Origin of the sequence: Sphingomonas lacusdianchii (genome assembly GCF_022664395.1) — a bacterium.
Taxonomy (GTDB): domain Bacteria; phylum Pseudomonadota; class Alphaproteobacteria; order Sphingomonadales; family Sphingomonadaceae; genus Sphingomonas; species Sphingomonas lacusdianchii.
The window spans coordinates 1-21,994 of the sequence record NZ_JAKRET010000003.1; the positions used below are offsets into that span (position 1 = coordinate 1).

A 21,994-nucleotide genomic window follows, 5' to 3' on the forward strand; every position below is an offset into this window, starting at 1 on the left:
TCGGCCAAAGCGGCAGAGGGCGTAGCAAGGCCAACCAATATGGCCGCGATCAAGTGCGCTTTACGGTTCACGAACTGAGGTTACACACGCGAAAGCTGACCGTCACCAATTTGTCCACGCCGCCTAGTGCATTGTTGTGTCCGCCGCCATTGCCGGGCGGAGGTGGAGCGAAGCGGAGCCGGAGACCGGCAATGGCGGCGGACACAACAATGCACTAACAATCACCCCGGACCACCCGGTGGGGGCTGCTCAGGTCCGCCCGACAACGGTGCGGATCCAGTCGCGGTACAGGTCCATCGCCGCGCGATTGCCATAGAATTGCGCGTTAAAGTTCGCGAACGCCGGCCAGGGATGGGCCGGATCGTTCATGTTCAGATAGTTGCCGCCATTGACGTAGGAGAGATAGGTCATCATGCCGCCCGACCATTCCCAGAAATTGGTCAGGTACAGCACCGCGCGAATGCTGCGCCTGCCCATTTCCGCCAGCGCGTAATCAAGGCCCGCTAGCAGCGTCCGGTCGTAATCCTTGCCCGGCCCGCGAAAGCCCGGCTTGATCGAGTTCTTCAGCGGCCCTTCCTCGCTCGACGCCAGCACGCGCAAATTGGTCACGCCCATCGCCGCCAGCGCATCGAGCTCGCGCTCCAGCCGCGCGCGGTCGCCATAGGGGGCATCGGCGCCGAGATAGGCGGCATACCACATATTGCCGCCGACGAAGCGATAGGGCTGGTCATCGACCAGCAGCCGCACCCCCTCGCGCCGTACGAAACCCTGCGCGCCCGCCCCGGTCGGCCGCGAGAGGGGCGGGGCCATGGTACAGCCGGCAAGCAGCGCACCCGAACCGATGAACCCGCGCCGTGCGATCAACGTCATTCTCTCCAGCCCCTGTTCTGATCGCTATCGTGTCGAGCGTTGTCAGGCTGCGGAAGCCGTGCAGGTCTGTCAACACGGTCATGGTTTCCGGCCATCGTCCAACCCGATGAAAAACATCCGGCGTGTCCGTGGCTTGCGCGGCTTGCACCGACGGCCGGCCAAGGCGTACGGAGCGATCGGTCGCGACCTGTCTCGCCGCGATGGAGTTTCCATCATGACCGATCCCATCGCCCATGTCGTCATCGTCGGCGGCGGCACCGCCGGCTGGATGACCGCCGCTGCCTGTGGCCGCTATCTCGACGATGGCCGCCGCCGCATCACCCTGGTTGAATCCGACGCGATCGGCACGGTAGGCGTGGGCGAGGCGACGATCCCGTCGATCCTGAACTTCAACAAGCTGCTCGGCATCGACGAGGCGGAATTCCTGCGCGAAACGCGCGGCAGCTTCAAACTCGGCATCGAATTCGCCGGATGGCACACGGCCGACAGCGGCTATTTCCCACCCCTTCGGCAATTTCGGCCGCGATATCGAAGGGGTCAACTTCCACCAGCTCTGGGCCAGGCTGAAGCGGCACGACGGGATCGGCCCGATCGGCGACTATTCGCCGACCACGGTCGCGGCGCGCGCCAACGCGTTCGGCCCGCCGCATCCCGATCCGCGCTCGCCGCTGTCGGGCATGGCCTATGCCTATCATATCGATGCCACCCTCTACGCCCGCTTCCTGCGCCGCCGCGCGGAGGCGGACGGCGTCGCCCGGATCGAGGGGCGCATCGTCGCCGTCGAGCATCATGACAACGGCCATGTCGCCGCCGTCCGGCTTGACGATGGCCGCCGGGTCGCGGGCGACCTGTTCATCGACTGCTCGGGGTTTCGCAGCCTGTTGCTGGGCGAAGCGATGGGAGTGGGGTTCGAGGACTGGTCGCACTGGCTGCCCTGCGACCGTGCGATCGCCGTGCCGACCGAGCGCACCGAACCGGTCCTGCCCTATACCCGCGCCACCGCGCATACCGCCGGCTGGCAATGGCGCATTCCGCTGCAGCATCGCACCGGCAACGGCGTGGTCTATGCCAGCCGCTATATGGACGACGATGCGGCGGAGGCACTGCTGCTAAGCCGCCTCGATGCAGCGCCCACCGCAGCGCCCCGCCGCCTGTCGTTCACCGCCGGGCGGCGCGATGCGATGTGGGCGGGCAATGTCGTCGCGATCGGCCTGTCAGGCGGCTTCCTCGAACCGCTCGAATCGACTAGCATCCATCTGATCCAGCAGGGGATATCGAAGCTGTTCGCGCTGTTCCCCGATCGCGGTTTTTCGGCCGTCGAGCGCGACGAATATAATCGGCAGATGGCCGACAACTACCGATCGATCCGTGACTTCATCATCCTCCACTACCATGCGACCGCGCGCGACGAATCCCCCTTCTGGAACCATGTCCGCACCATGGACGTGCCCGACAGCCTGACGCGCAAGATCGACCTGTTCCGGCAAAAGGGCCGCATCTTCCGCTACGAGGACGAATTGTTCGCGATGCCCAGTTGGGTCGCGGTGCTGCTGGGGCAGGGGATCGAACCGGTCGGGTACGACCCGATCGCCGACGCCCTCGACGAGGAACGCCTGCTCCCCGCCATCCGCCGGATGCGCAGCGCCACTGCGGCGGCGGTCGCGACCCTGCCGCAACATGGGGCGGTGCTGGCGCGGACAGTCGGCTTGATACCGCCCGCTGGTGTTAAGGCCCCCTGTCCTCCCGACTGAACGAACGATTGCTTCTTCGCAATCGCCGCCCGGAGGCGGACAGACCGCTTTTGACCGGCCTTACCGAGAGGAGGATTGGCTTCTGCTAAGGACCAAGCCCCAGCACACCTTCTTCATCAAGCATCTCGAATGCTTCGATCATGCGCCGTACTTCTAAGTAAGGCCGTTTTGAAAAGATCGAAACGCGTCCAATCCAGCTCACCAGTCGCGCTGATTGAATTGCCGTCGCGCCGCGCCCGGACAGCCGATCGGCACTAGCGATAATGACGCTTGGCATTGCTCAGAACGCCCTCGCAGCCCGAGCAATGTCCGCATGTACCGTGTATTGTCGACACGCGAGGATCCCGTCGTCCCGCCCGCGTTGCGTGACCGCCCTCGGCATGGCACATTCCGCCCTCCAGCGTTTCCGGAGGTTCGATGCGTTCGTTGTTGCTTGCCCCATGCCTGACCGTCGCCGCATCGGCGCTCGCGCAGACGGCCCCTGCCCCGGTCTCGGTCGAAACGGTCAAGGAGGCGACGCGCGTCCTGTCGTCCGACGCGTTCGAAGGGCGCGCGCCGGGCACGCCCGGCGAGGAGAAGACGCTGGCCTATCTGGCCGAACAATTCGCAAAGGCAGGGCTGAAGCCGGGCAACAAGGGTAGCTGGTTCCAGGACGTGCCGCTTGTCGAGATCACCAGCCGCAACGTGTCGCCGCTGGCCTTCACCGGCGCGGGCAGTCCGATCGCGCTGAACTACGGCCCGGATATGGTCGTCGGAACCTATCAGGTGACGCCGAAATCGGTCGTCGCGAACAGCGACGTCGTCTTCGTCGGCTATGGCATCAACGCTCCTGAAAAGGACTGGAACGACTATGCTGGCACCGATGTGCGCGGCAAGACGGTGCTGATCCTCGTCAACGACCCCGATTATGCCAGGCCGACGCTCGACGGACCGTTCGGGGGCAAGGCGATGACCTATTACGGGCGCTGGACCTACAAGTTCGAGGAAGCAGCGCGGCAGGGCGCGGCCGCCGCGATCATCATCCACGATACGGTGCCCGCCGCCTATGGCTGGAACGTCGTCCAGTCGAGCTGGACCGGTCCGCAACAGGTTGCCGACGCCGCCAACGATCATCTGGACCAAAGCAAGGCGATCGGCTGGATGCAGCTGCCCGCCGCGAAGCGCCTGATCGCGGCGGCGGGGAAGAATTACGACCAGCTAGTCGCGGCGGCCCAGAAGAAGGGCTTTCGTGCGGTGCCACTGACCGGCGTCAAGGCGAGTGTGTCGTTCGACAATCAGGTGCGTCGCCATGCGTCCAAGAACGTGATCGGCATCCTGCCGGGCACCAGACGCCCCGATGAGGTGGTGTTGTTCACCGGCCACTGGGACCATCTCGGCCGGTGCGAGGCGGCGAGCGATGGCGACGATATCTGCAACGGCGCGGTCGACAACGCGACCGGCACCGCCGCTTTGATCGGGCTGGCGCAGGCGAATGCAAAGGCCGGCGCGACGGAGCGCAGTCAGGTCTATCTGGCGGTGACCGGTGAGGAATCGGGGCTGCTCGGTTCGGCCTATTATGGCGACCATCCGGTCTATCCGCTCGCGAAGACCGTCGGCGGGATCAACATGGACGCATTGTCGGTCGCCGGACCGGCGCGCAACGTGGTGGTCGTCGGCAAGGGCAAGTCGGAACTCGACGCCTATCTGAACCGCGCATTGGCGGCGCAGGGCCGGGTCGCTGAGGCCGATCCGATGCCGCAGAACGGCTATTACTACCGCTCCGATCATTTCAGCCTCGCCAAGCATGGCGTGCCGATGCTCTATGTCGATTCCGGCGACGACCTGATCGAAGGGGGCAAGGCGGCCGGGGAAGCGGCGGCCAAGGACTATACCGAGAAACGCTATCACGGTCCCAAGGACGAATATGACCCGAACTGGAACTGGGCGGGCGTCGCGCAGGATCTGAACCTGTTCTATGCGATCGGGCGCGAACTGGCGAACACGACCGCATGGCCCAACTGGGTCGCAGGCGACGAATTCCGCGCGATCCGCGACCGCAGCCGCGCGGCGCAGTGAGGGCAGCCGGACCGCGCCGACGCTAGATATCCGGCATCCGGATCGGCAACGCGTGACGGGTCGCTTGCGCTGGCGTTTCTTCGCCGCTCTCCCTGATGCGAGATCGGCACGCTGGCGGCTTCCGTTCGGACGAAACGATGCGGCATCGCCATCGGCCGATCGACGGCCGGCTCTGCACCACCAATTCCGGTTATCCTCATCCGGTGAGGGAGCATAGCGCGCGTCCCGGCGTTCCGCTTGCGCAACGACCAATTCCGGCGCTCCCGTCGGCAGAGACTATAAGGCAGCAAAGTATGGCGATCGTTCGGCGGCGCGTGGAATCCGGCGGCTTCATTCTATTCCTCGCACTGGTGACCATCGGGCTGACGCTGGTCGTATCGAGCTTTGTCGGTGCGCTGCTGTGGGCGGCGCTCGCCGCGCTGCTGTTCCAGCCCCTGTTCCAGCGGCTGCTGCGGTGGCGGCCCGGGCAGCGCAATCTGGCGGCGGCGCTGTCCCTGCTCATCATCACCGTCGCGGTGGTGATCCCGGCGCTCGTCATCGCCAGCATGGTCGTTGAACAGGCGGCGGGCGTCTATACCCAGCTGCGCAGCGGTCAGATCAATTTCGCAACCTATTTTGAACAGGTTCACAGTGCCCTGCCGCAGCGGATGCAGCACGCGATCGACAGCGCCGGGTTCGGCAGTTTCGAACGCGCACAGGCCCGAGTTTCGCAGGCGGTCGGCGCCAGCGCCAGCGTACTCGCCCGCAGCGCGCTGTCGATCGGCGCCAATGCCGCCGCATTCCTGCTCGCGTTCGGGGTCGGGCTGTATGTCACCTACTTCCTCCTGCGCGATGGCGACCGGCTAGGCCCGGCAATCGTCCGGTCGCTGCCGCTGGAGCGCGACGTGGCATGGCGGCTCGCCAACAAATTCACCGCCGTCGTCCGGGCGACGATCAAGGGGTCGGGCGTCGTCGCGCTCGTGCAAGGGGCGCTGGGGGCGATCACCTTCTGGATCGTCGGGCTGCCCGCCGCATTGCTGTGGGGCGTGGTGATGGCGATCGCGGCACTGCTGCCGGCCATCGGACCAGCGATCATCTGGACGCCCGTCGCCATCTATCTCCTCGCGACCGGCGCGATCTGGCAGGGGGTAGTGGTGATCGCATCGGGCGTGCTGGTTATCGGACTGGCCGACAATATCCTGCGGCCGGTGTTGGTCGGGCGCGACACCGGCATTCCAGACTGGTTGGTGCTGGTGACGACGCTGGGCGGGATCGACCTGATGGGACTGAGCGGGATCGTCGTCGGGCCCCTGGCAGGCGCGCTGTTCATCACCGCATGGAGCATCCTGACCGAGCAACGGACGGCACAGGCAGCAACGGACGAAGAGAAATCAACGGCATAGCTTGTAACGACCGCGCTATACGGTCATCCTGCGACGATCGTTGCCGGAGAGAAGCCCATGGACATCGGCCGTCGCGAACTGATCCTCACCGCCGCTGCGCTATCCATCGCCCCCGGTTGCGCATCGTTCGGACAGTCCGACCGCAAGCTCGGCTATGCCATTGTCGGGCTGGGCGGATATGGCCTCGGCCGGATCATCCCCGAATTTCGGAATTGCGAGCATAGTCGCCTTGCCGCCGTGGTCAGCGGCGACCGGGCAAAGGCTGAACGGGTGGCGAAGGAACACGGCCTGCCCGCCGGCGCGATCTATTCCTACCAGAATTACGATCGCATCCGCGACAATCCGGACATCGACATCGTCTATGTCTGCCTGCCCAATGCGATGCATGCCGAATATTCGATCCGCGCGTCGCAGGCCGGCAAGCATGTGCTGTGCGAAAAGCCGATGGCGGTGTCGGTCGCCGAATGCGAAGCGATGATCGCCGCCGCACGCACTGCGAACCGCAAGCTGATGATGGGATATCGCAGCCACTTCGAACCGCATAACCGGGAAGCGATACGCCTCGCTCGCACGGGTGCAGTCGGCAGGACCCGCTATGTCCGGTCCGAACATGGCTTCAATTTCGGCGACCCCAATGCATGGCGGCTGAAGCGCGCGCTGTCGGGCGGGGGGTCGCTGATGGATATCGGCATCTATGCCCTGCAAGCCGTGCGCTACATGACCGGCGAGGAACCCGTCGCCGTTACCGCGCGCGAATCCACCGACCGGCGCGATCCGCGTTTCCGGGAGGTCGAGGACATGATCGACTTCACGCTCGATTTCCCGTCGGGGGCGATCGGCAGTTGCCAGTCGATGTACAGCGCCAACCGCAACCAGATCATGCTGATGGGCGAGAAGGGCCGGATCGAGCTCGAACCGGCGACCGGCTATAGCGGGCAGCGATTATGGGTGGGTGGCGACCGCGAGCGGCAGGTGACGCCACCGCCGGGGCCGGGCCGTAACCAGTTCGCCGCGCAACTCGATCACCTGTCCGAGTGCGCGGTCAGCGGGCGCGAACCGATCGTGTCGGGTGCAGAAGGCCTGCGAGACATGCGGATCATCGAGGCGATCTATCGATCCGCGCGCGAAGGGCGGACGATCCGGATGGACCAGCCCGCCTGAAGCGACGGGCAGGAGCCGAAGGCCCCTGCCCTGCGGTCGATCAGAACTTCACGCCGGCACGCGCGTAGAGATACCGCCCGTTGAAACCGAAGGGCGAGAAGCTCGAATAGGGAATGAAGTAGTTGTTGATCGCCGCCGCGCCAAGGATCGGGTTGCGCGTCGGATAGACGTCGAACAGGTTGTTCGCGCCGATCGCCAATTCGAACTGTCCCGGCGTCGCGCGGATTTCGACGTCGGTCAGCCATTTCGGCGTCAGTTCGACGTCGGTCGCCGCCGATCCGCCCGGTGACAGCGTGTTGCCGAAGCGATTGGTACGCGCGGTCACACCGAAAATGCCCTGCGACCAGTCGAGACCGGCATTGATCTTCGACCGCGGCTGCCCCTCGGTGAGCCGCAGTGATTCCTGCCGCCCGAACAGGGTGACGCCCGGGATCGCCGACAGGGTCGAACGGTCGGTAATGTCGGTCTGGTTGTAATTGTAACCGGCGGTCAGCGTGACGCTGCCGATGCCGAGGTCCGGCACGCGATAGGTACCGACGACCTCCACGCCCTGCGTCCGGGTGTCGATGCCGTTGATGAAGAAGCGGGCCGAGGTGATGTCCTGGATCCCCGCACCGCGCAGCACCGCGACGACCGCCGCACCCTGAAGATTTTCGGACAGGATGATCCGGTCGTTGATCTTGATGTTGTAATAGTCGGCGGTCAGCGTCAGCCCGCGCAGCGGCGTCAGCGTCAGCCCCCCGCCGATGTTGAGCGACTTTTCGGCCTCCAACTGCCGCGAACCCAGCGCCCGGGCGACCGGATCGCCGACCCGGAACGTGCCGATCTCGACCAGCGTCCCGCCGATATTCTGCGTAGCGAAGGACGAGAAGAATTGCTGCGCAAGGCTTGGCGCGCGGAAGCCGGTCGAGATCGATCCACGCAGCGCCGCCCATCCGACCGGGGCGAGGCGGGCAGCCAGCTTGCCGTTCACCGTATCGCCGAAATCGCTGTAATGTTCGTAGCGGCCTGCGGCGACGACGTTGAACGCGTCGCTGACCTTGCCGTCCAGTTCGACATAGCCGGCGAAGCTGTCGCGCGACGTGTCGACCGCGGTGCTCGGCGAGAAGCCGGGGAAGCCCTGCGACCCGGCGGCAGCGCCGTTGCTGAACGCGAACGGGCCGGCGGCGTAGCTCTGCAACTCACCGGCAACGATGCGATAATTCTCGTTGCGATATTCGCCGCCCAGCGCCAGCGACAGTTGCGACAGAAAGCCGACGGCGATGTCGCGCTGCAGGTCGAGATTGACCGTCTGCTGACCGAAGCGCGTGCCGCCCGCGTTGAACGCGCGCTGCGACTGCGGACCGAAGGATGCGTTATAGCTGTTCTCGATACGGAAATCGAAGCTGTTGGTCCCGTATACGTAGGACAGGTCGTAGTTGAATCCAGCGATATCGCCCTTCACGCCCAGCGCGCCGGAGAAATCCTCCATCTGGCTGGTGATGAGCGGCAGGAAGCCATCGGCGTAGAAGGGCGTGCAGACCGTGCCGGTAAAGGTGCAGTTGCGCAGGTCCTGAATGTTGCTGTTGGCGTCGCGGCCCGAAGCACGACGATAGAAGGCGGCGCTCTCGCCGTCGCGAATGCCGTAGCTGCCGAAGATGTAGAGCTCCGAGGTCGCGCCGAGATCGACGCCGCCATTCAGGAAGAAGTTGAAGTCGGTGGTCTTCGCATCGCCATAGCGATGGTTGATGCGATCGAAGCTGAATTCGCGCGGATCGACGCCGCCGGTCGACAGCAGCGGATAGTTGCGGCGCGGATCATAGCCGGCGCGGTTGGTCGGCTCGCGGTCGCGATATTCGCCGGTCAGGTTCAGATAGGCGGTCTCGCCCATTGGCAGGCCCATATTCGCGGCGAAGGTGACGGTACGGCCGTCACGCACCTGACGATCCCGCCCGGTCTCTTCGAGGACATAGGTGCCGTCGGCGCGGACCTGCGGCTCCCCGCTCGCCTGCCGCGCGACACCCGATACTTCGGCGACACCCTCCATCTGCGAGACATATTTGCCATAGGTCATCGTTGCGCGACCGCCTTCGCGGCGCTTGAGCTGCACATTGATGACGCCGGCTATCGCGTCCGATCCATATTGCGACGACGCGCCGTCGCGCAGCACGTCGATCCGCTCGATCGCAAGGCTGGGAATGGTGTTCAGATCGACCGCCGACGAACCACGACCAACCGATCCGTTCGCGTTCAGCAGCGAGGTCGTGTGGCGGCGCTTGCCATTGACCAGCACCAGCGTCTGATCGGGTGACAGGCCACGCAGCGTCGCCGGACGGACCACATCGGTGCCGTCGGTGATCGAGGGTTGCGGGAAGTTGAACGACGGGACGAGCTGGTTCAGTAGCTTGTTGGTTTCGGTATAGCCGGCATTGACCAGCGCATCGCCGGTGATGACGTCGACCGGCACCGGGCTTTCGGCGACCGTGCGGCCCTGCGCACGGGTGCCGACGACCACGATCTCTTCGCCCGCCGGCACGTCGGCGGCGGGCGGCGGCGCATCGACCATCTGGGCAAAGGCCGGAATGGCCGTGAACGCCGTCGACAGGAACAGCGCGGTGAAAACCGGTTTACGCATGAAAATCTCCCCGAAACCTCTCTTTAAGGCTGGTCGTTGCGCCGCCTAGTTCGACCGGGACATTATCTGGCGCAACCCTACGCCAGATAGCGTAACACGATTGTCACGCCCCTGTTGCCGGTCCGCAACATTGGTTTTCTAGGCGAATCGCCTGTTCGGCATTGACAGCGGCGAGCAGCTTGCCTAGTCACGATCCACTTGCCGCGTGGGGTATCTCCACGCGGACATATTGCATTTGGGAAAGAAGCAAGGGCCATGTTCGCAATCGTGCGCACGGGCGGCAAGCAGTATCGCGTTGCCGCAGGAGACAAGATCGTCGTCGAGAAGCTCGATGGTGAAGCTGGCAGCAACGTGACGCTCGGCGACGTGCTCCTTGCTGGCGAAGGTTCGGAACTGAAGTCGGTCGAGGGACTGACGGTTTCGGCGGAAATCATCGCGCAGGCGAAGGGCGAGAAGGTCATCGTCTTCAAGAAGCGCCGCCGGCACAACTACCGTCGCAAGAACGGCCATCGCCAGCAGCACACCATCCTGAAGATCACCGCGATCGGCGACAAGCGCGCCGACGACAGTGCCGCCGCATAAGCGCCTGAGCGAATACGAGGAGTTTGAACCATGGCACATAAAAAAGCAGGCGGTTCGTCGCGCAACGGTCGTGACTCGGCCGGCCGTCGCCTTGGCGTGAAGAAGTTCGGTGGCCAGGAAGTGGTCGCCGGCAACATCATCGTACGTCAGCGCGGCACCAAATTTTACCCGGGCGTCAACGTCGGCATGGGCAAGGACCATACCCTGTTCGCACTGGTCGATGGCCGCGTGGCGTTCAAGGAAGGCAAGCTCGGCCGCAAGTTCGCCTATGTCGAACTGCAGGCGCAGGCCGCAGAATAACGGGCTACCAAACGGGTCGCCCACCAGGGTGACCCGGGTTCCGGCGACGGAACCAGCCAAAAGAGGGAGGCGGGTCACCCCGGCTCCCTTTTTTATTGCTCTCTCCGGCCCCTGCCCGCTTTCCTTTGCGGAAGCGCGGCGCATTGGAGAGACGATGATGTTCGCCCGTACCGAACGCCTGACCTTGCGCCCCGGCTGGATCGAGGACGCGCCCGCACTGCTTGCCGCGATCGGCCATGAAGCCGTCGTCCGCAACCTGTCGAGGGTACCGTGGCCGTACACGCTTGCCGATGCCGAGGCGTTCGTCGGCGCGTGGCAGGGCGATCCCGGCCCCCTGTTCCTGATCTTCAGCCATGACAGCGGACGCTGTAACCTGATCGGCGGGATCGGCATCGGTCCGCTCGGCGACCAGCCGCACGTCATGGGATATTGGCTGACGCCATCGGCATGGGGGCGCGGCTATGCGGTCGAGGCGGGACGCGCCGTACTCGATTTCGCGGCGACGCTGGGTATCGAGCAGGTTGTCGCCGGCCATTACGTCGACAACCCTGCGTCGGGCACGGTGCTGCGCAAGCTGGGCTTCGCCGCGACCGGCACGCGTAGTTCGATCCATTCGCGCGGGCGCGGGATGGATGTCGAGACAATCGACTATGCGATCGACCTGGCCGATCGTCGCTACGACCGACGGCTCGCGGCCTGAAACACGCGGAACGCACGCGCCGTCCGGCTGGTTTAGGACGGACGGCGCTGCTGCCGCACGAGAGGACGCCCGCGATGATCGATCCCGACACGCCCGAACAGGAAGAAATGGAAGAGGTACAGGAAGAAGCCGCCGAGGAACGCGAGGAAGAAGGCGGCTATCAATAATGGTTCGATCGGGGCGTGGCGCGACCCCGTCCCGATCACCCCTCCAGCAAATCGAAATAGCCGACTACGTCGTTGCTGGTCTGCAGATACAACCCCGCCTGCACTTCCTTCGGTTCGCGCGCTGCCGCCGCCATCGCTTCGGCAAGCGTGCCGTACAGGATAGTGGTAGCCACGCCGCCTTCGTCATCGAGGTGATAGAGCCGGACCGCCGCTTCTTCCGATACCGTTCGCATCAGCGCTCCATGCGCGGACCCGGACCTCGGTGCAAGCCGGTCAGGCGCGGGCCAGTCGTGCCGCCTCGAACTCGCTGTCGACCAGTCCGATCAGCGCGCGGTCGTCATGGTTCCACGGATGGAAGCCCGGCAGGAAGAAGGCGAGGTACATGCCCAGCACCTTGCGCGCCATGCCCGGACGACCAAAGGCATAGGCGAACAGCCGCCATTTCAACCGTGCGCCCGTAAGACCATCCTGCGCAAGCAGGTCGAGCATCCCTTCGGTACGCCCGCGAAAGAATCTGACGGTGACGATCAGCATCACCAGCGCCTTGACCCGCCAGCGCTTGAACCGGGTCCAGTGGCGCGTTGCGTGGAGCCAGGTATCGTAGGCGACGCCCTTATGCTCGATCTCCTCGATCGCGTGCCAGCGCCACAGATCGGCCGCCGCCTGATCGCCGCCCGCCAGATGCGCCGGATCGGCGATCAGTTCGTGCGCGAGGATCGCGGTGAAATGTTCGAGGCACATCGTCGCTGCCAGATTGGCGATCGGCGGACGCCCCTTGGTGATTGACAGTTCGTGATCGATCCGCGCGTCGAGCCGCGACGTGTCATAGCCCTGATCGGTGACATGGCGATTGAACGCGACATGCTCCCGGGTGTGGATCGCCTCCTGCTTCACAAATGCCCGGATCTCGGCGGCGAGGCGCGGCGGCACTTCATCGCGATATTGGCGGACGCTGTCGATGAAGAACCCCTCCCCTTTCGGAAAGGTGACCGACAGCGCGTTGTAGAAGGCGGTGGCGATCGGATCGTCGTTCAGCCACCACCGGCGATAGCCGCCATCGCGCCCGAAGCGCAAGTCGCGCGGCGTGATCGTCAGATCGTCGGGAGTCTTTGCTTTCGGCACGGTTCTGCTCCAACTGATACCATGCCAGATGCCGACTACTTACACATATGTCAATAGCTCGCCGCCGCCTCTCCCCCGAAGCGTCGCGTGACGCGGCGCTCGATGCCGCGCGCGACCTGCTGATCGAGGCGGGACCGCAGGCAGTGACGCTGAAGGCGGTCGCGACGCGGATCGGGCGGACGCATGCCAATCTGTTGCACCATTTCGGATCGGCGTCGGGGCTGCAAAAGGCGCTGGCCGAGCGAATGGCGACGACGATCACCGCCACGATCGGCGCGGCGGTGCTGCGCGCACGCGACGGCGATCACGATCCGCGCGAAGTGGTCGACCTGACCTTCGACGCGTTCGATCGCGAGGGAGCCGGCGCGCTGGCGAGCTGGATGATCCTGTCGGGCAATGACGATGCGCTCGATCCGATCCTCGATGCGATCCATGCGCTGGTCGACCGGCTGGGCAGCGAACAGGCGCTGAGCGGCATGCCACTGGCCGAGGAAACGCTGCAGCTGGTGCTGATGGCGCTGGGCGATGCGTTGCTGGGCGGGGCGATGGCAAAGGCGCTGCGCTTGCCGCGCGACAAGGCCCGCGAGCTGGCGGTGCGCAGCCTGATGGCGGTGCGGGCGGAGGGGTGATGCACATCCGTCCGGCGACACCCGCCGACGATGCGGCGATCGTCGATATCATGCTGCCGATCGTCCGTGCGGGCGAGACCTATGCGCTCGACCGCGACATGACCGCCGAGCAGCTGCTCGCCTTCTGGCATGCGCCGGGCAACAGCGTGTTTGTTGCTGAGGTCGAGGGTCACGTGTTGGGAAGCTATTTCTGTCGCGCGAACAAGGCGGGCGGCGGGCGGCATGTCGCCAATTGCGGCTATGCGACGCATGAAGCGGCAATGGGACAAGGCATCGCGCGGGCGATGGCAGCACACTCGTTCGAACATGCGCGGACTGCGGGGTTTCGGGCGATGCAGTTCAACTTCGTCATCGCCAGCAACGATCGCGCCGTGCGGCTGTGGCTGTCGATGGGGTTCGAACAGGTCGGGCGGCTGCCCGATGCGTTCGAGCATCCGACACTGGGCGAAGTCGATGCGTTGGTCCTGTACCGCCGCCTCTGACCATAGCCCCTTTCCCCCTGGCCCGACTCCGACTAAGCGGACGGGATGCATTTTCTCGATCAAGCCAAGATCTTCGTCCGTTCGGGCGGGGGCGGCCCCGGCGCCGTCAGTTTTCGCCGTGAAAAATTCATGGAATATGGCGGCCCCGACGGCGGCAATGGCGGCAAGGGCGGCGACATCATCTTCGAAGCGGTCCCCGGCCTCAACACCCTGATCGATTTTCGCTACACTCAGCATTTCCGCGCGCCGCGCGGGTCGGGCGGGTCGGGCGCGAACCGCACCGGACCGGGCGGGCGCGACCTGATCATCCGGGTGCCGGTGGGGACGCAGGTCCTGTCGGAGGACAAGGAGACCGTCCTTGCCGACTTTACCCGCCCCGGCCAGCGCGAGGTGTTCCTGCGCGGGGGCGATGGCGGGCGCGGCAATGCCAGCTACAAGACCTCGACCAACCGCGCCCCGCGCCAGCACGGCACCGGCTGGCCGGGTGACGAGGCATGGGTCTGGCTGCGGCTGAAGCTGCTCGCCGATGCCGGATTGGTCGGGCTGCCCAATGCCGGCAAATCGACCTTCATCAACGCGGTGACCAATGCGAATGCGAAGGTCGGCGACTATGCGTTCACCACCACCCGACCGCAGCTGGGCGTGGTCAGTCACAAGCAGCGCGAATTCGTGATCGCCGACATTCCCGGGCTGATCGAGGGTGCGGCGGAAGGCGCCGGGATCGGCGACCGCTTCCTCGGCCATATCGAACGCTGCCGGGTGCTGCTGCACCTGATCGACAGCCATGTCGACGATCCGGTCGCGGCCTACCGGATCGTGCGCGGCGAGCTGGAGAATTACGGTGCCGATCTCGCGGAAAAGCCCGAGGTGATCGCGCTGAACAAGGCCGACCTGCTCGACGAAGAACTGACCGCCGCGCTGGTCGCCGAATTGGAAGCCGAGAGCGGGGCGAAGGTCCTGCCGCTGTCGGGCGCGACCGGAAAGGGACTGGAGGCGGTGCTCGACCGGCTGATCGAAGCGATCGGGCCTGCCGAGATGCACGCGCAGGACACCGGCGACGACGAGGAACCACGCGCATGGTCGCCGATCTGACATCCTCCCCATTTCATGGGGAGGAGGACCAGCCGCAGGCTGGTGGAGGGGGGGCGCCGCGCAACGCAGCGTTGGTGGAGCAGGAAGCCCCCCGCCACCAGCCTCTGGCTGGTCCTCCTCCCCGTGCCGGGGAGGATTGGTTCTCGCCCCGAAACTGCCCACGCCTGATCGTGAAGGTCGGTTCGGCGTTGCTGGTCGCACCGGACGGACAGGCACGCCGGGAGTGGCTCGCCTCGCTCGTCGCCGATATTGCCGAACGTGTCGCGAACGGGCAGCAGATCGTCATCGTCTCGTCCGGCGCGATCGCGCTCGGCGCGCGGCGGCTCGGCCTTGCGAAGGGCGGGCGTGCCAGCCTCGAAGACGCGCAGGCCGCAGCGGCAACCGGGCAGATCGCGCTGTCGAGCATCTGGGCCGAACTGCTTGGCCGCCACGGCCTGACCGCAGCGCAATTGCTGGTGACGCTCGACGATCTGGAGGATCGCCGCCGCTACCTGAACGTCTCGGCGACTTTGGGCCGGTTGCTGACGCTGGGCGTCGTGCCGGTCGTCAATGAGAATGACAGCGTCGCGACCGAGGAAATCCGGTTCGGCGACAATGACCGCCTCGCCGCCCGCGTCGGCGCGGCGGCGCGGGCGAACGGCGTCGTCCTGCTGTCCGATATCGACGGCCTCTACGATTCGAATCCGCACAGCAACCCGGACGCCCGGCTCATCCCGCACGTCGCGCAGATCGATGCCGCGATCATGAGCATGGCCGATGCAAAATCATCTTCGGGCATGGGGTCGGGCGGCATGGTGTCGAAGGTGGAAGCGGCGCGCATCGCCACCGCCGCCGGCGCCAACCTCGCCATCGCCAGCGGGCGGATCGACCATCCGCTCGCGCGGTTCGGCGAGACCGGCCATGGCACCGTCTTCGCCACCGCCGGCAATGCTCCAGCGCGCAAGGCCTGGCTGTCGGGGGGGCTGACCGATCGCGGCGCGATCCGCATCGATGCCGGCGCGGCGAAGGCACTTGCCACCGGCCGCAGCCTGCTGCCCGCCGGCGCCATCGGGGTCGAGGGCGACTTCGTTCGCGGCGACCTGATCCGCATCGTCGATGCCGACAATCGCACGATCGCGCGCGGGCTGGTCGAATATGATGCCGGCGAGGTCGCGCGCATCGTCGGACGGCGCAGCGACGAACTCCCGGATCTGCTCGGCTATGCCCCGCGATCGGCGCTGGTCCATCGCAACCATATGGCATTGCTGTGAGGACGATGGCGCTGACCGGCGGCACCGGCTTTGTCGGGCGTCGCGTGATCGCGCAGGCGGTCGGTCAGGGCTGGCACGTCCGCGCGCTGACCCGCCGCGCCCAGCCCGCCGAGCCGAATGTCAGCTGGGTTCGCGGCGCGCTCGACAAGCCCGAGTCCCTGAGCGAACTGGTCGCGCAGGCCGATGCCGTCGTTCATGTCGCTGGCGTCGTCAATACGCCCGATGTCGCAGGCTTCACCGCCGGCAACGTGACCGGCACCCGCGCGATGCTCGACGCGGCACAGGCGGGTGGCGTCCGGCGCTTCGTCCATGTCTCCTCGCTATCGGCGCGCGAGCCGCAGCTTTCGGCCTATGGCGCATCGAAACGTGCGGGCGAGGATCTGGTCGCGGCCAGCGATCTCGACTGGACGATCGTGCGGCCGAGCGGGGTGTACGGGCCGGGCGATACCGAGATGCGGGACATGTTCCGCATGGCGCAACTCGGGCTGGCGCTGCTGCCGCCGCCCGGGCGGGTCGCACTGGTCGCGGTCGACGATCTTGCCCGGCTGCTGCTGGCGCTGGCCGACAGCGTCGGTCCGCGCGCGATTCTGGAGGTCGATGACGGCAACCCGATGAGCCATGCCGAGCTCGCCAAGCTGATCGGCGATGCCGTCGGGCAGCGGGTATTGCCGATGCATCTGCCGGCGAAGCTGTTGCGGATCGGCGCGAAGCTCGACCGGAAATTTCGCGGGGCGTCGGCCAAGCTGACCGAGGATCGCGCCCGCTATCTGGCGCATCCCGACTGGACCGCCGATCCCGCGCGCCGTCCCGATCCCCGTTTGTGGGAACCGCGCATCCCCACGCCGCGCGGGCTTGCCGACACCGCGGCATGGTATCGTGCGCACGGTCTGCTATAGGCCCGCAGAACCAGATACCTTGGCACGCATATTGGAAAGATCCGCATGAGCGACCGCGCCGCGACCCTCGACACCATCACCGGCCTGATCGAACCGTTCAACAAGAAAGGCGTCGCGCTGACCGAGGCGACGACCTTTGCCGGCGATCTCGAATGGGACAGCCTGACCGTGATGGATTTCGTCGCGGCGGTGGAGGATGAATTCGACATCGTCATCACCATGAACATGCAGGCCGATATCGAAACCGTCGGCCAGCTTGCCGACGCCGTCGAAAAGCTCAAGACCGCCTGATCGCCCTGCCCGGCCCCGAAAGACCGAACCGATGACCGAAGCCGCCGCCACCGCCCACGCCCCGTCCGATTCGCCCGAAACGGTCGCGCCCGAACGCGACCTGTTCAGCAAGTTCGATCCGCTGATCGCCGAGCGCGAGGCGCTGCTCGCGACCGGGGTGCGCGATCCGTTCGCGATCGTGATGGACAAGGTGACGTCGCCGACCCAGGCGGTGATCCGGGGCAAGGACACGATCCTGCTCGGCACCTACAACTATATGGGCATGACCTTTGACCCCGACGTGATCGAGGCGGGCAAGAAGGCATTCGACGATTTCGGATCGGGCACCACCGGCAGCCGGGTGCTGAACGGCACCTACGACCCGCACAAGGATTGCGAAGCGGCGCTGCGCGAATTCTATGGCACCGACCATGCCATGGTGTTTTCGACCGGATATCAGGCCAATCTGGGCATCATCTCGACGCTGGCGGGCAAGGGTGAATATATCATCCTCGACGCCGACAGCCATGCGTCGATCTATGACGGCTGTTCGCTCGGCAATGCCGAGATCGTGCGGTTCCGGCATAACTCGGTCGAGGACCTCGACCGGCGACTGGGCCGACTGCCCAAGGAACCGGGCAAGCTGGTCGTGCTGGAGGGTGTCTATTCGATGCTAGGCGATATCGCGCCGCTGCCCGAAATGGTCGCCGTCGCCAAGAAGCACGGCGCGATGGTGCTGGTCGACGAAGCGCATGGCATGGGCTTTTTCGGCCCCAATGGCCGCGGCGTGTATGAGGAACAGGGCGTCGAAAAGGACGTCGATTTCGTCGTCGGCACCTTCTCCAAGTCGGTCGGCACGGTCGGCGGCTTCTGCGTATCGAACCATCCGAAGTTCGACGTGATGCGGCTGGTGTGCCGCCCCTATGTGTTCACCGCGTCGCTGCCGCCGTCGGTCGTCGCCACTGCCGCCACCTCGATCCGCAAGCTGATGCATGCCGGAGAGAAGCGCGCGCACCTGTGGCGCAATTCGAAGCGGCTGCATGGCGGCCTGAAAGATCTCGGCTTCAAGCTCGGTACCGATACGCCGCAATCGGCGATCATCGCCGTGATCCTCGAGGATCAGACGCAGGCGGTGGCGATGTGGCAGGCGCTGTTGGAGGGCGGTCTCTACGTCAACATGGCCCGCCCGCCTGCGACTCCGGCCGGCACCTTCCTGCTGCGCTGCTCGCTGTGCGCGGAGCATAGTGCGGAGCAGGTCGAGACGATCCTCGGCATGTTCGAAGCGGCCGGCAAGGCGGTAGGGGTGATCTAAATCCCCACCGGCACGGGGAGGGGGACCAGCGAAGCTGGTGAAGGGGGACCTCCGCAAGCGGATCGTTTGCGGCCCTCCCCCTCCACCACCGCTTCGCGGCGGTCCCCCTTCCCGTGCCGGGGAGGATCGCAACGGGACTAGCTTCGCTCGCAACCTTCGGTATAGCCGTCCCCCATGCCATCGATCGATCGCTACATGGCCCGGCTGATCGCGGTGCCGCTTTTCTCTACGCTGTTGATTTCGGCGATGTTGCTCGTCCTCGACCGGATGCTGCGGCTGTTCGACTTCGTCGCGGCGGAGGGCGGGCCGGTCAGCGTCGTGTGGCGGATGCTCGCCAACCTGCTGCCCGAATATCTGGGACTCGGCATTCCGATCGGACTGATGCTGGGCATCCTGCTTGCCTTCCGCAAGCTGGCGACCTCGTCCGAACTAGACGTAATGCTGGGCGTCGGCATGAGCTATTGGCGGCTGCTGCGCGTGCCGTTCATCTATGCCACGGTGCTGGCGGCGGCGAACCTCGCCATCGTCGGCTATGTCCAGCCGCTGGCGCGCTATAATTACGAAGCACTGCGCTTCGAACTGCGCACTGGCGCGCTCGGCGCATCGATCAAGGTCGGCGAATTCACCAAGCTCGGCGAACGGATGACGCTGCGCATCGAGGAAAGTCGCGATTCGGGTGCCGATCTGCGCGGCATCTTCGTACAGGCCAGCCGGCCCGACGGCCAATGGCTCGGCGTCACCGCCGAACGCGGGCAGTTTCTGCGCACCGACGATCCCAACACGATCATCTTCCGTCTGACCAACGGGACGCTCATCCATAATTCGCCCGACTTTCGGGTGCCGCGCACGCTGACCTTCACCGCGCACGATTTGCCGATCGACTTGCCGAAATTCGGGAATTTCCGCCCGCGCGGCGGACGCGATCTCGAACAGACGCTGCCACAGCTCGCCATCACCGGCCATGACCCGAAGGTCAGCGAAGAGGATCGCGACGGCGCGCGCGCCAACTTCCACTTCCGCCTCGCCGAAGTCGCCACGATGTTCCTGCTGCCGATGCTGGCGCTGGCGCTGGGCGTGCCGCCAAAAAGGTCGTCGTCGGCGCTCGGCGTGTTCCTGTCGATCGTGATGATCGTGACCTATCACAAGGTCAACGAATATGGCGAGGCGGTCGGCGGGCTGGGCCGGATCGATCCGATCCTCGCGCTGTGGGTACCGTTCCTGCTGTTCGCGGCGCTGGTGTTCCGGCTCTATTGGGTGATCGCGCGCGTGCCGGGCGGGGAGCCGATCGGCGGGCTGGAGCGCGGCGCGGCCAAGATCGGCAAGTTCATCGGCCGCTATCTGCCGGGCCGGCGCAAGGCGACCGCGTGATGCGCGCCTTCTTTCCATCGACGACGGTCGCGATCTACATGGCGCGGCTGTTCCTCGTGCGCACTTTCGCGATCCTGTTCGCGCTGGTGCTGGTGCTGCAGGCGCTCGACCTGTTGTCGGAAAGCGGCAAGATCCTTGCGCAGCCGGGCAATGGGCAGGCCGAAATCCTGCGCTACATCTCGCTGCGGGCACCGCAGATCGTCGCGCGCTTCCTGCCCTTCTCGGTGCTGCTCGGCACGATCCTGACGCTGACCCAACTCAATCAGAATAGCGAGATCATCAGCCTGAAGGCGGCCGGCCTGTCGGCGCACCAGGTGCTCGCCCCGCTGATCCTCGCCAGCTTCGGCGTGGCGGCGCTGTCATTCGCATTCAACGAGCGCGTGGTGGCGCGGGCGACCGCGACGCTGACGGCGTGGGACGATGTCGATTACGGCGCGATGCCGATCGATCGCGGCGACCGTACCAATGTGTGGGTCCGCGACGGCGACAATCTGATCCAGGTCGCGCGCGTGGCGGGACGCGGCGAGCAGACCCGCCTGCGCGGGATCACGGTGTACAGCCGCGACGGCTCATCGCTGCGCGCCTTGACCACGGCCAGCAGCGGCCGGCGCGAAAACGGCGCGTGGCGGATCGAGAATGCCGAACGCTTCACCGTCGCGAACGGCGTTCGCGAGCGACTGGGCACGCTGCGCATCGCCGGGGGCGTACGGCCCGACCAGTTCACGCTGCAGAATGTCGATCCCGACGGCCTGTCCTTCGCCCAATTGTCGCGCGCGATCGACGATCTGGTCGAGGCCGGTCGCCCGACCAAGGCGCTGGAGGGCGCGCTGTGGCACAAGCTGTCGGGGCCGTTGTCGGCGGTGCTGATGCCGCTGCTCGCCGCCGTCGCCGCGTTCGGCGTGGCGCGTTCGGGAAAATTGTTCGTGCGCGCGGTCATTGGCATGGCGCTCGGCTTTACCTATTTCGTGGCGGACAATTTTGCGTTGGCGATGGGCAACCTTGGCGCCTATCCCCCGTTCCTAGCCGCATGGGCACCGTTCCTGCTGTTCTTCCTGATCGGCGAAGCGGTGCTGATCCGAACCGAGGAATGACGCAGGATCGTCGTACTTTGGCCGCAAATCGTCCCCAGATGCGGAGGATGGGCGGCATCGCCCGATCGAGGAATGAGTTGAGGAAGTTGGCCCGATGAACGCGATCACCGAGAAGCAGGGCTTCTGGAAGAAGTCGCACCATCTCGACAAGATGACCTTCAAGGAGCTTGTCGTCGCGTATTTTCAGTACCCGGCGATCATCGCCTATATCGCGCTGTCGTTCGTCGCGATCGGGTTGTTCGTCTGGTCGCCCGCGCCGCTGCTGCCGACGCTGGCATCGGTCGGGGTCGCGGTCCTCGCCTATCCGTTCGTGTGGTATGTGTTGCATCGCTGGGTGCTGCATTCGAACTGGATGTTCAAGATTTCGCCGCTTGCCGCCACGTGGAAGCGCATTCATTACGATCACCATCAGGATCCCAATCATCTGGAGGTGCTGTTCGGCGCGCTGCACACCACCCTCCCCGCGATCGCGATCGCGACGGCGCCGATCGGGTATCTGATCGGCGGGTTCGGCGGGGCGATGGCGGCGCTGGCCACGGGCCTGCTGACGACCTGCTTCTACGAATTCTGCCACTGCATCCAGCATCTGGCCTACAAGCCGAAGAACAAGCTGCTGGTCGCGTGGAAGCGCAAGCACATGGCGCATCATTTCCATGACGAACATGGCAATTTCGGCATCACCAACTTCTTCTGGGACAAGGTGTTCGGCACCCATTACGAACGGTCGGAACGTCCGGAAAAGAGCGCGACGGTGTTCAACCTCGGCTATACCGAGGAAGTCGCGAAGAAATATCCGAAGGTCGCCGAACTGTCGGGTGGCGTCGCCAAGGGGCATCCCCGCTATCGCGGATGACCGATTTGTCATTTGATGTTTGATACGGGGCGGCGCATTGCCGCCCC

At 65.4% G+C, this 21,994-nt stretch carries 22 protein-coding genes and 2 pseudogenes; 18 read left to right on the plus strand and 6 right to left on the minus strand.

What is annotated here, in order from left to right:
* Positions 1-123 precede the first annotated feature (123 nt).
* Positions 124-198 (minus strand): annotated as a pseudogene (locus MF607_RS04855) (integrase catalytic subunit); the annotation flags it as partial.
* 51 nt (positions 199-249) lie between these two features.
* The gene (locus MF607_RS04860; RefSeq protein ID WP_242116455.1) at positions 250-870 is read right to left on the minus strand and encodes a glycoside hydrolase 5 family protein; all 621 of its coding nucleotides are present in this window, start codon (positions 868-870) and stop codon (positions 250-252) included.
* 268 nt (positions 871-1,138) lie between these two features.
* Between MF607_RS04860 and MF607_RS22655 the strand changes: the two are divergent.
* A pseudogene (locus MF607_RS22655) lies at positions 1,139-1,300 on the plus strand (tryptophan 7-halogenase); the annotation flags it as partial.
* A gap of 97 nt (positions 1,301-1,397) precedes the next feature.
* Entirely contained in the window at positions 1,398-2,621 is a 1,224-nt protein-coding gene (locus tag MF607_RS04865; protein WP_347340864.1) for a tryptophan halogenase family protein, read from the plus strand.
* Between the two features lie 85 nt (positions 2,622-2,706).
* On the opposite strand, the gene MF607_RS04870 is transcribed toward MF607_RS04865, so the two are convergent.
* Positions 2,707-2,898: a hypothetical protein gene (locus MF607_RS04870; RefSeq protein ID WP_242116456.1), complete on the minus strand. Its 192-nt coding sequence runs from the start codon at positions 2,896-2,898 to the stop codon at positions 2,707-2,709.
* A 140-nt stretch (positions 2,899-3,038) separates the two neighbouring features.
* Here MF607_RS04870 and MF607_RS04875 point away from each other — a divergent pair, with 140 nt between their 5' ends.
* The 3 genes from MF607_RS04875 to MF607_RS04885 all read left to right on the plus strand — a co-directional run bounded on the left by MF607_RS04875 (position 3,039) and on the right by MF607_RS04885 (position 7,219).
* Complete coding sequence (locus MF607_RS04875; RefSeq protein WP_242116457.1) at positions 3,039-4,676, plus strand: M28 family peptidase; 1,638 nt, start codon at positions 3,039-3,041, stop codon at positions 4,674-4,676.
* Between the two features lie 293 nt (positions 4,677-4,969).
* Positions 4,970-6,058 (plus strand): AI-2E family transporter, encoded by a 1,089-nt coding sequence (locus MF607_RS04880; RefSeq protein WP_242116458.1) that lies wholly within the window; start codon positions 4,970-4,972, stop codon positions 6,056-6,058.
* Between the two features lie 57 nt (positions 6,059-6,115).
* Positions 6,116-7,219 (plus strand): Gfo/Idh/MocA family protein, encoded by a 1,104-nt coding sequence (locus MF607_RS04885; RefSeq protein ID WP_242116459.1) that lies wholly within the window; start codon positions 6,116-6,118, stop codon positions 7,217-7,219.
* Between the two features lie 40 nt (positions 7,220-7,259).
* On the opposite strand, the gene MF607_RS04890 is transcribed toward MF607_RS04885, so the two are convergent.
* On the minus strand, positions 7,260-9,833 hold the full coding sequence (locus MF607_RS04890; RefSeq protein WP_242116460.1) for a TonB-dependent receptor plug domain-containing protein: 2,574 nt from the start codon (positions 9,831-9,833) through the stop codon (positions 7,260-7,262).
* A 255-nt stretch (positions 9,834-10,088) separates the two neighbouring features.
* Here MF607_RS04890 and rplU point away from each other — a divergent pair, with 255 nt between their 5' ends.
* The 3 genes from rplU to MF607_RS04905 all read left to right on the plus strand — a co-directional run bounded on the left by rplU (position 10,089) and on the right by MF607_RS04905 (position 11,415).
* The gene (rplU, locus tag MF607_RS04895) at positions 10,089-10,415 is read left to right on the plus strand and encodes a 50S ribosomal protein L21 (RefSeq protein ID WP_055785208.1); all 327 of its coding nucleotides are present in this window, start codon (positions 10,089-10,091) and stop codon (positions 10,413-10,415) included.
* Positions 10,416-10,445: 30 nt separating this feature from the next.
* Complete coding sequence (gene rpmA, locus MF607_RS04900; protein ID WP_242116461.1) at positions 10,446-10,715, plus strand: 50S ribosomal protein L27; 270 nt, start codon at positions 10,446-10,448, stop codon at positions 10,713-10,715.
* A 154-nt stretch (positions 10,716-10,869) separates the two neighbouring features.
* The gene (locus MF607_RS04905; RefSeq protein ID WP_242116462.1) at positions 10,870-11,415 is read left to right on the plus strand and encodes a GNAT family N-acetyltransferase; all 546 of its coding nucleotides are present in this window, start codon (positions 10,870-10,872) and stop codon (positions 11,413-11,415) included.
* A gap of 202 nt (positions 11,416-11,617) precedes the next feature.
* Here the strand turns inward: MF607_RS04905 and MF607_RS04910 are convergent, their stop codons facing one another.
* Both MF607_RS04910 and MF607_RS04915 read right to left on the minus strand, forming a co-directional pair.
* A complete protein-coding gene (locus MF607_RS04910; RefSeq protein WP_242116463.1) occupies positions 11,618-11,815 on the minus strand; it encodes a hypothetical protein in 198 nt (65 codons plus the stop codon).
* Positions 11,816-11,855: 40 nt separating this feature from the next.
* Positions 11,856-12,704 (minus strand): metal-dependent hydrolase, encoded by an 849-nt coding sequence (locus MF607_RS04915; protein ID WP_242116464.1) that lies wholly within the window; start codon positions 12,702-12,704, stop codon positions 11,856-11,858.
* 47 nt (positions 12,705-12,751) lie between these two features.
* Between MF607_RS04915 and MF607_RS04920 the strand changes: the two genes are divergently transcribed.
* From MF607_RS04920 to MF607_RS04965, 10 genes are all read left to right on the plus strand, one after another.
* The gene (locus MF607_RS04920; RefSeq protein WP_242116465.1) at positions 12,752-13,333 is read left to right on the plus strand and encodes a TetR/AcrR family transcriptional regulator; all 582 of its coding nucleotides are present in this window, start codon (positions 12,752-12,754) and stop codon (positions 13,331-13,333) included.
* Positions 13,333-13,815 carry a GNAT family N-acetyltransferase gene (locus tag MF607_RS04925; RefSeq protein ID WP_242116466.1) on the plus strand — a complete coding sequence of 161 codons (483 nt, stop codon included), beginning with the start codon at positions 13,333-13,335 and terminating at the stop codon, positions 13,813-13,815. The genes MF607_RS04920 and MF607_RS04925 overlap by 1 nt, the downstream gene beginning before the upstream one ends.
* 45 nt (positions 13,816-13,860) lie before the next feature.
* On the plus strand, positions 13,861-14,907 hold the full coding sequence (obgE, locus tag MF607_RS04930) for a GTPase ObgE (protein WP_242116467.1): 1,047 nt from the start codon (positions 13,861-13,863) through the stop codon (positions 14,905-14,907).
* On the plus strand, positions 14,892-16,157 hold the full coding sequence (gene proB / locus MF607_RS04935) for a glutamate 5-kinase (RefSeq protein WP_431311896.1): 1,266 nt from the start codon (positions 14,892-14,894) through the stop codon (positions 16,155-16,157). Before obgE ends, proB begins: the two co-directional genes overlap by 16 nt.
* 5 nt (positions 16,158-16,162) lie before the next feature.
* On the plus strand, positions 16,163-17,053 hold the full coding sequence (locus MF607_RS04940) for an NAD-dependent epimerase/dehydratase family protein (RefSeq protein ID WP_242116798.1): 891 nt from the start codon (positions 16,163-16,165) through the stop codon (positions 17,051-17,053).
* 45 nt (positions 17,054-17,098) lie between these two features.
* A complete protein-coding gene (locus MF607_RS04945; RefSeq protein ID WP_242116468.1) occupies positions 17,099-17,344 on the plus strand; it encodes an acyl carrier protein in 246 nt (81 codons plus the stop codon).
* Between the two features lie 31 nt (positions 17,345-17,375).
* Positions 17,376-18,635, plus strand: coding sequence for a serine palmitoyltransferase (spt, locus tag MF607_RS04950; RefSeq protein ID WP_242116469.1), 1,260 nt, complete (start codon positions 17,376-17,378; stop codon positions 18,633-18,635).
* 174 nt (positions 18,636-18,809) lie between these two features.
* Positions 18,810-20,003 (plus strand): LPS export ABC transporter permease LptF, encoded by a 1,194-nt coding sequence (gene lptF / locus MF607_RS04955; protein ID WP_242116470.1) that lies wholly within the window; start codon positions 18,810-18,812, stop codon positions 20,001-20,003.
* On the plus strand, positions 20,003-21,094 hold the full coding sequence (gene lptG, locus MF607_RS04960; protein WP_242116471.1) for an LPS export ABC transporter permease LptG: 1,092 nt from the start codon (positions 20,003-20,005) through the stop codon (positions 21,092-21,094). Before lptF ends, lptG begins: the two co-directional genes overlap by 1 nt.
* A gap of 94 nt (positions 21,095-21,188) precedes the next feature.
* The gene (locus MF607_RS04965; RefSeq protein WP_242116472.1) at positions 21,189-21,947 is read left to right on the plus strand and encodes a sterol desaturase family protein; all 759 of its coding nucleotides are present in this window, start codon (positions 21,189-21,191) and stop codon (positions 21,945-21,947) included.
* The last annotated feature ends 47 nt before the right edge of the window (positions 21,948-21,994 follow it).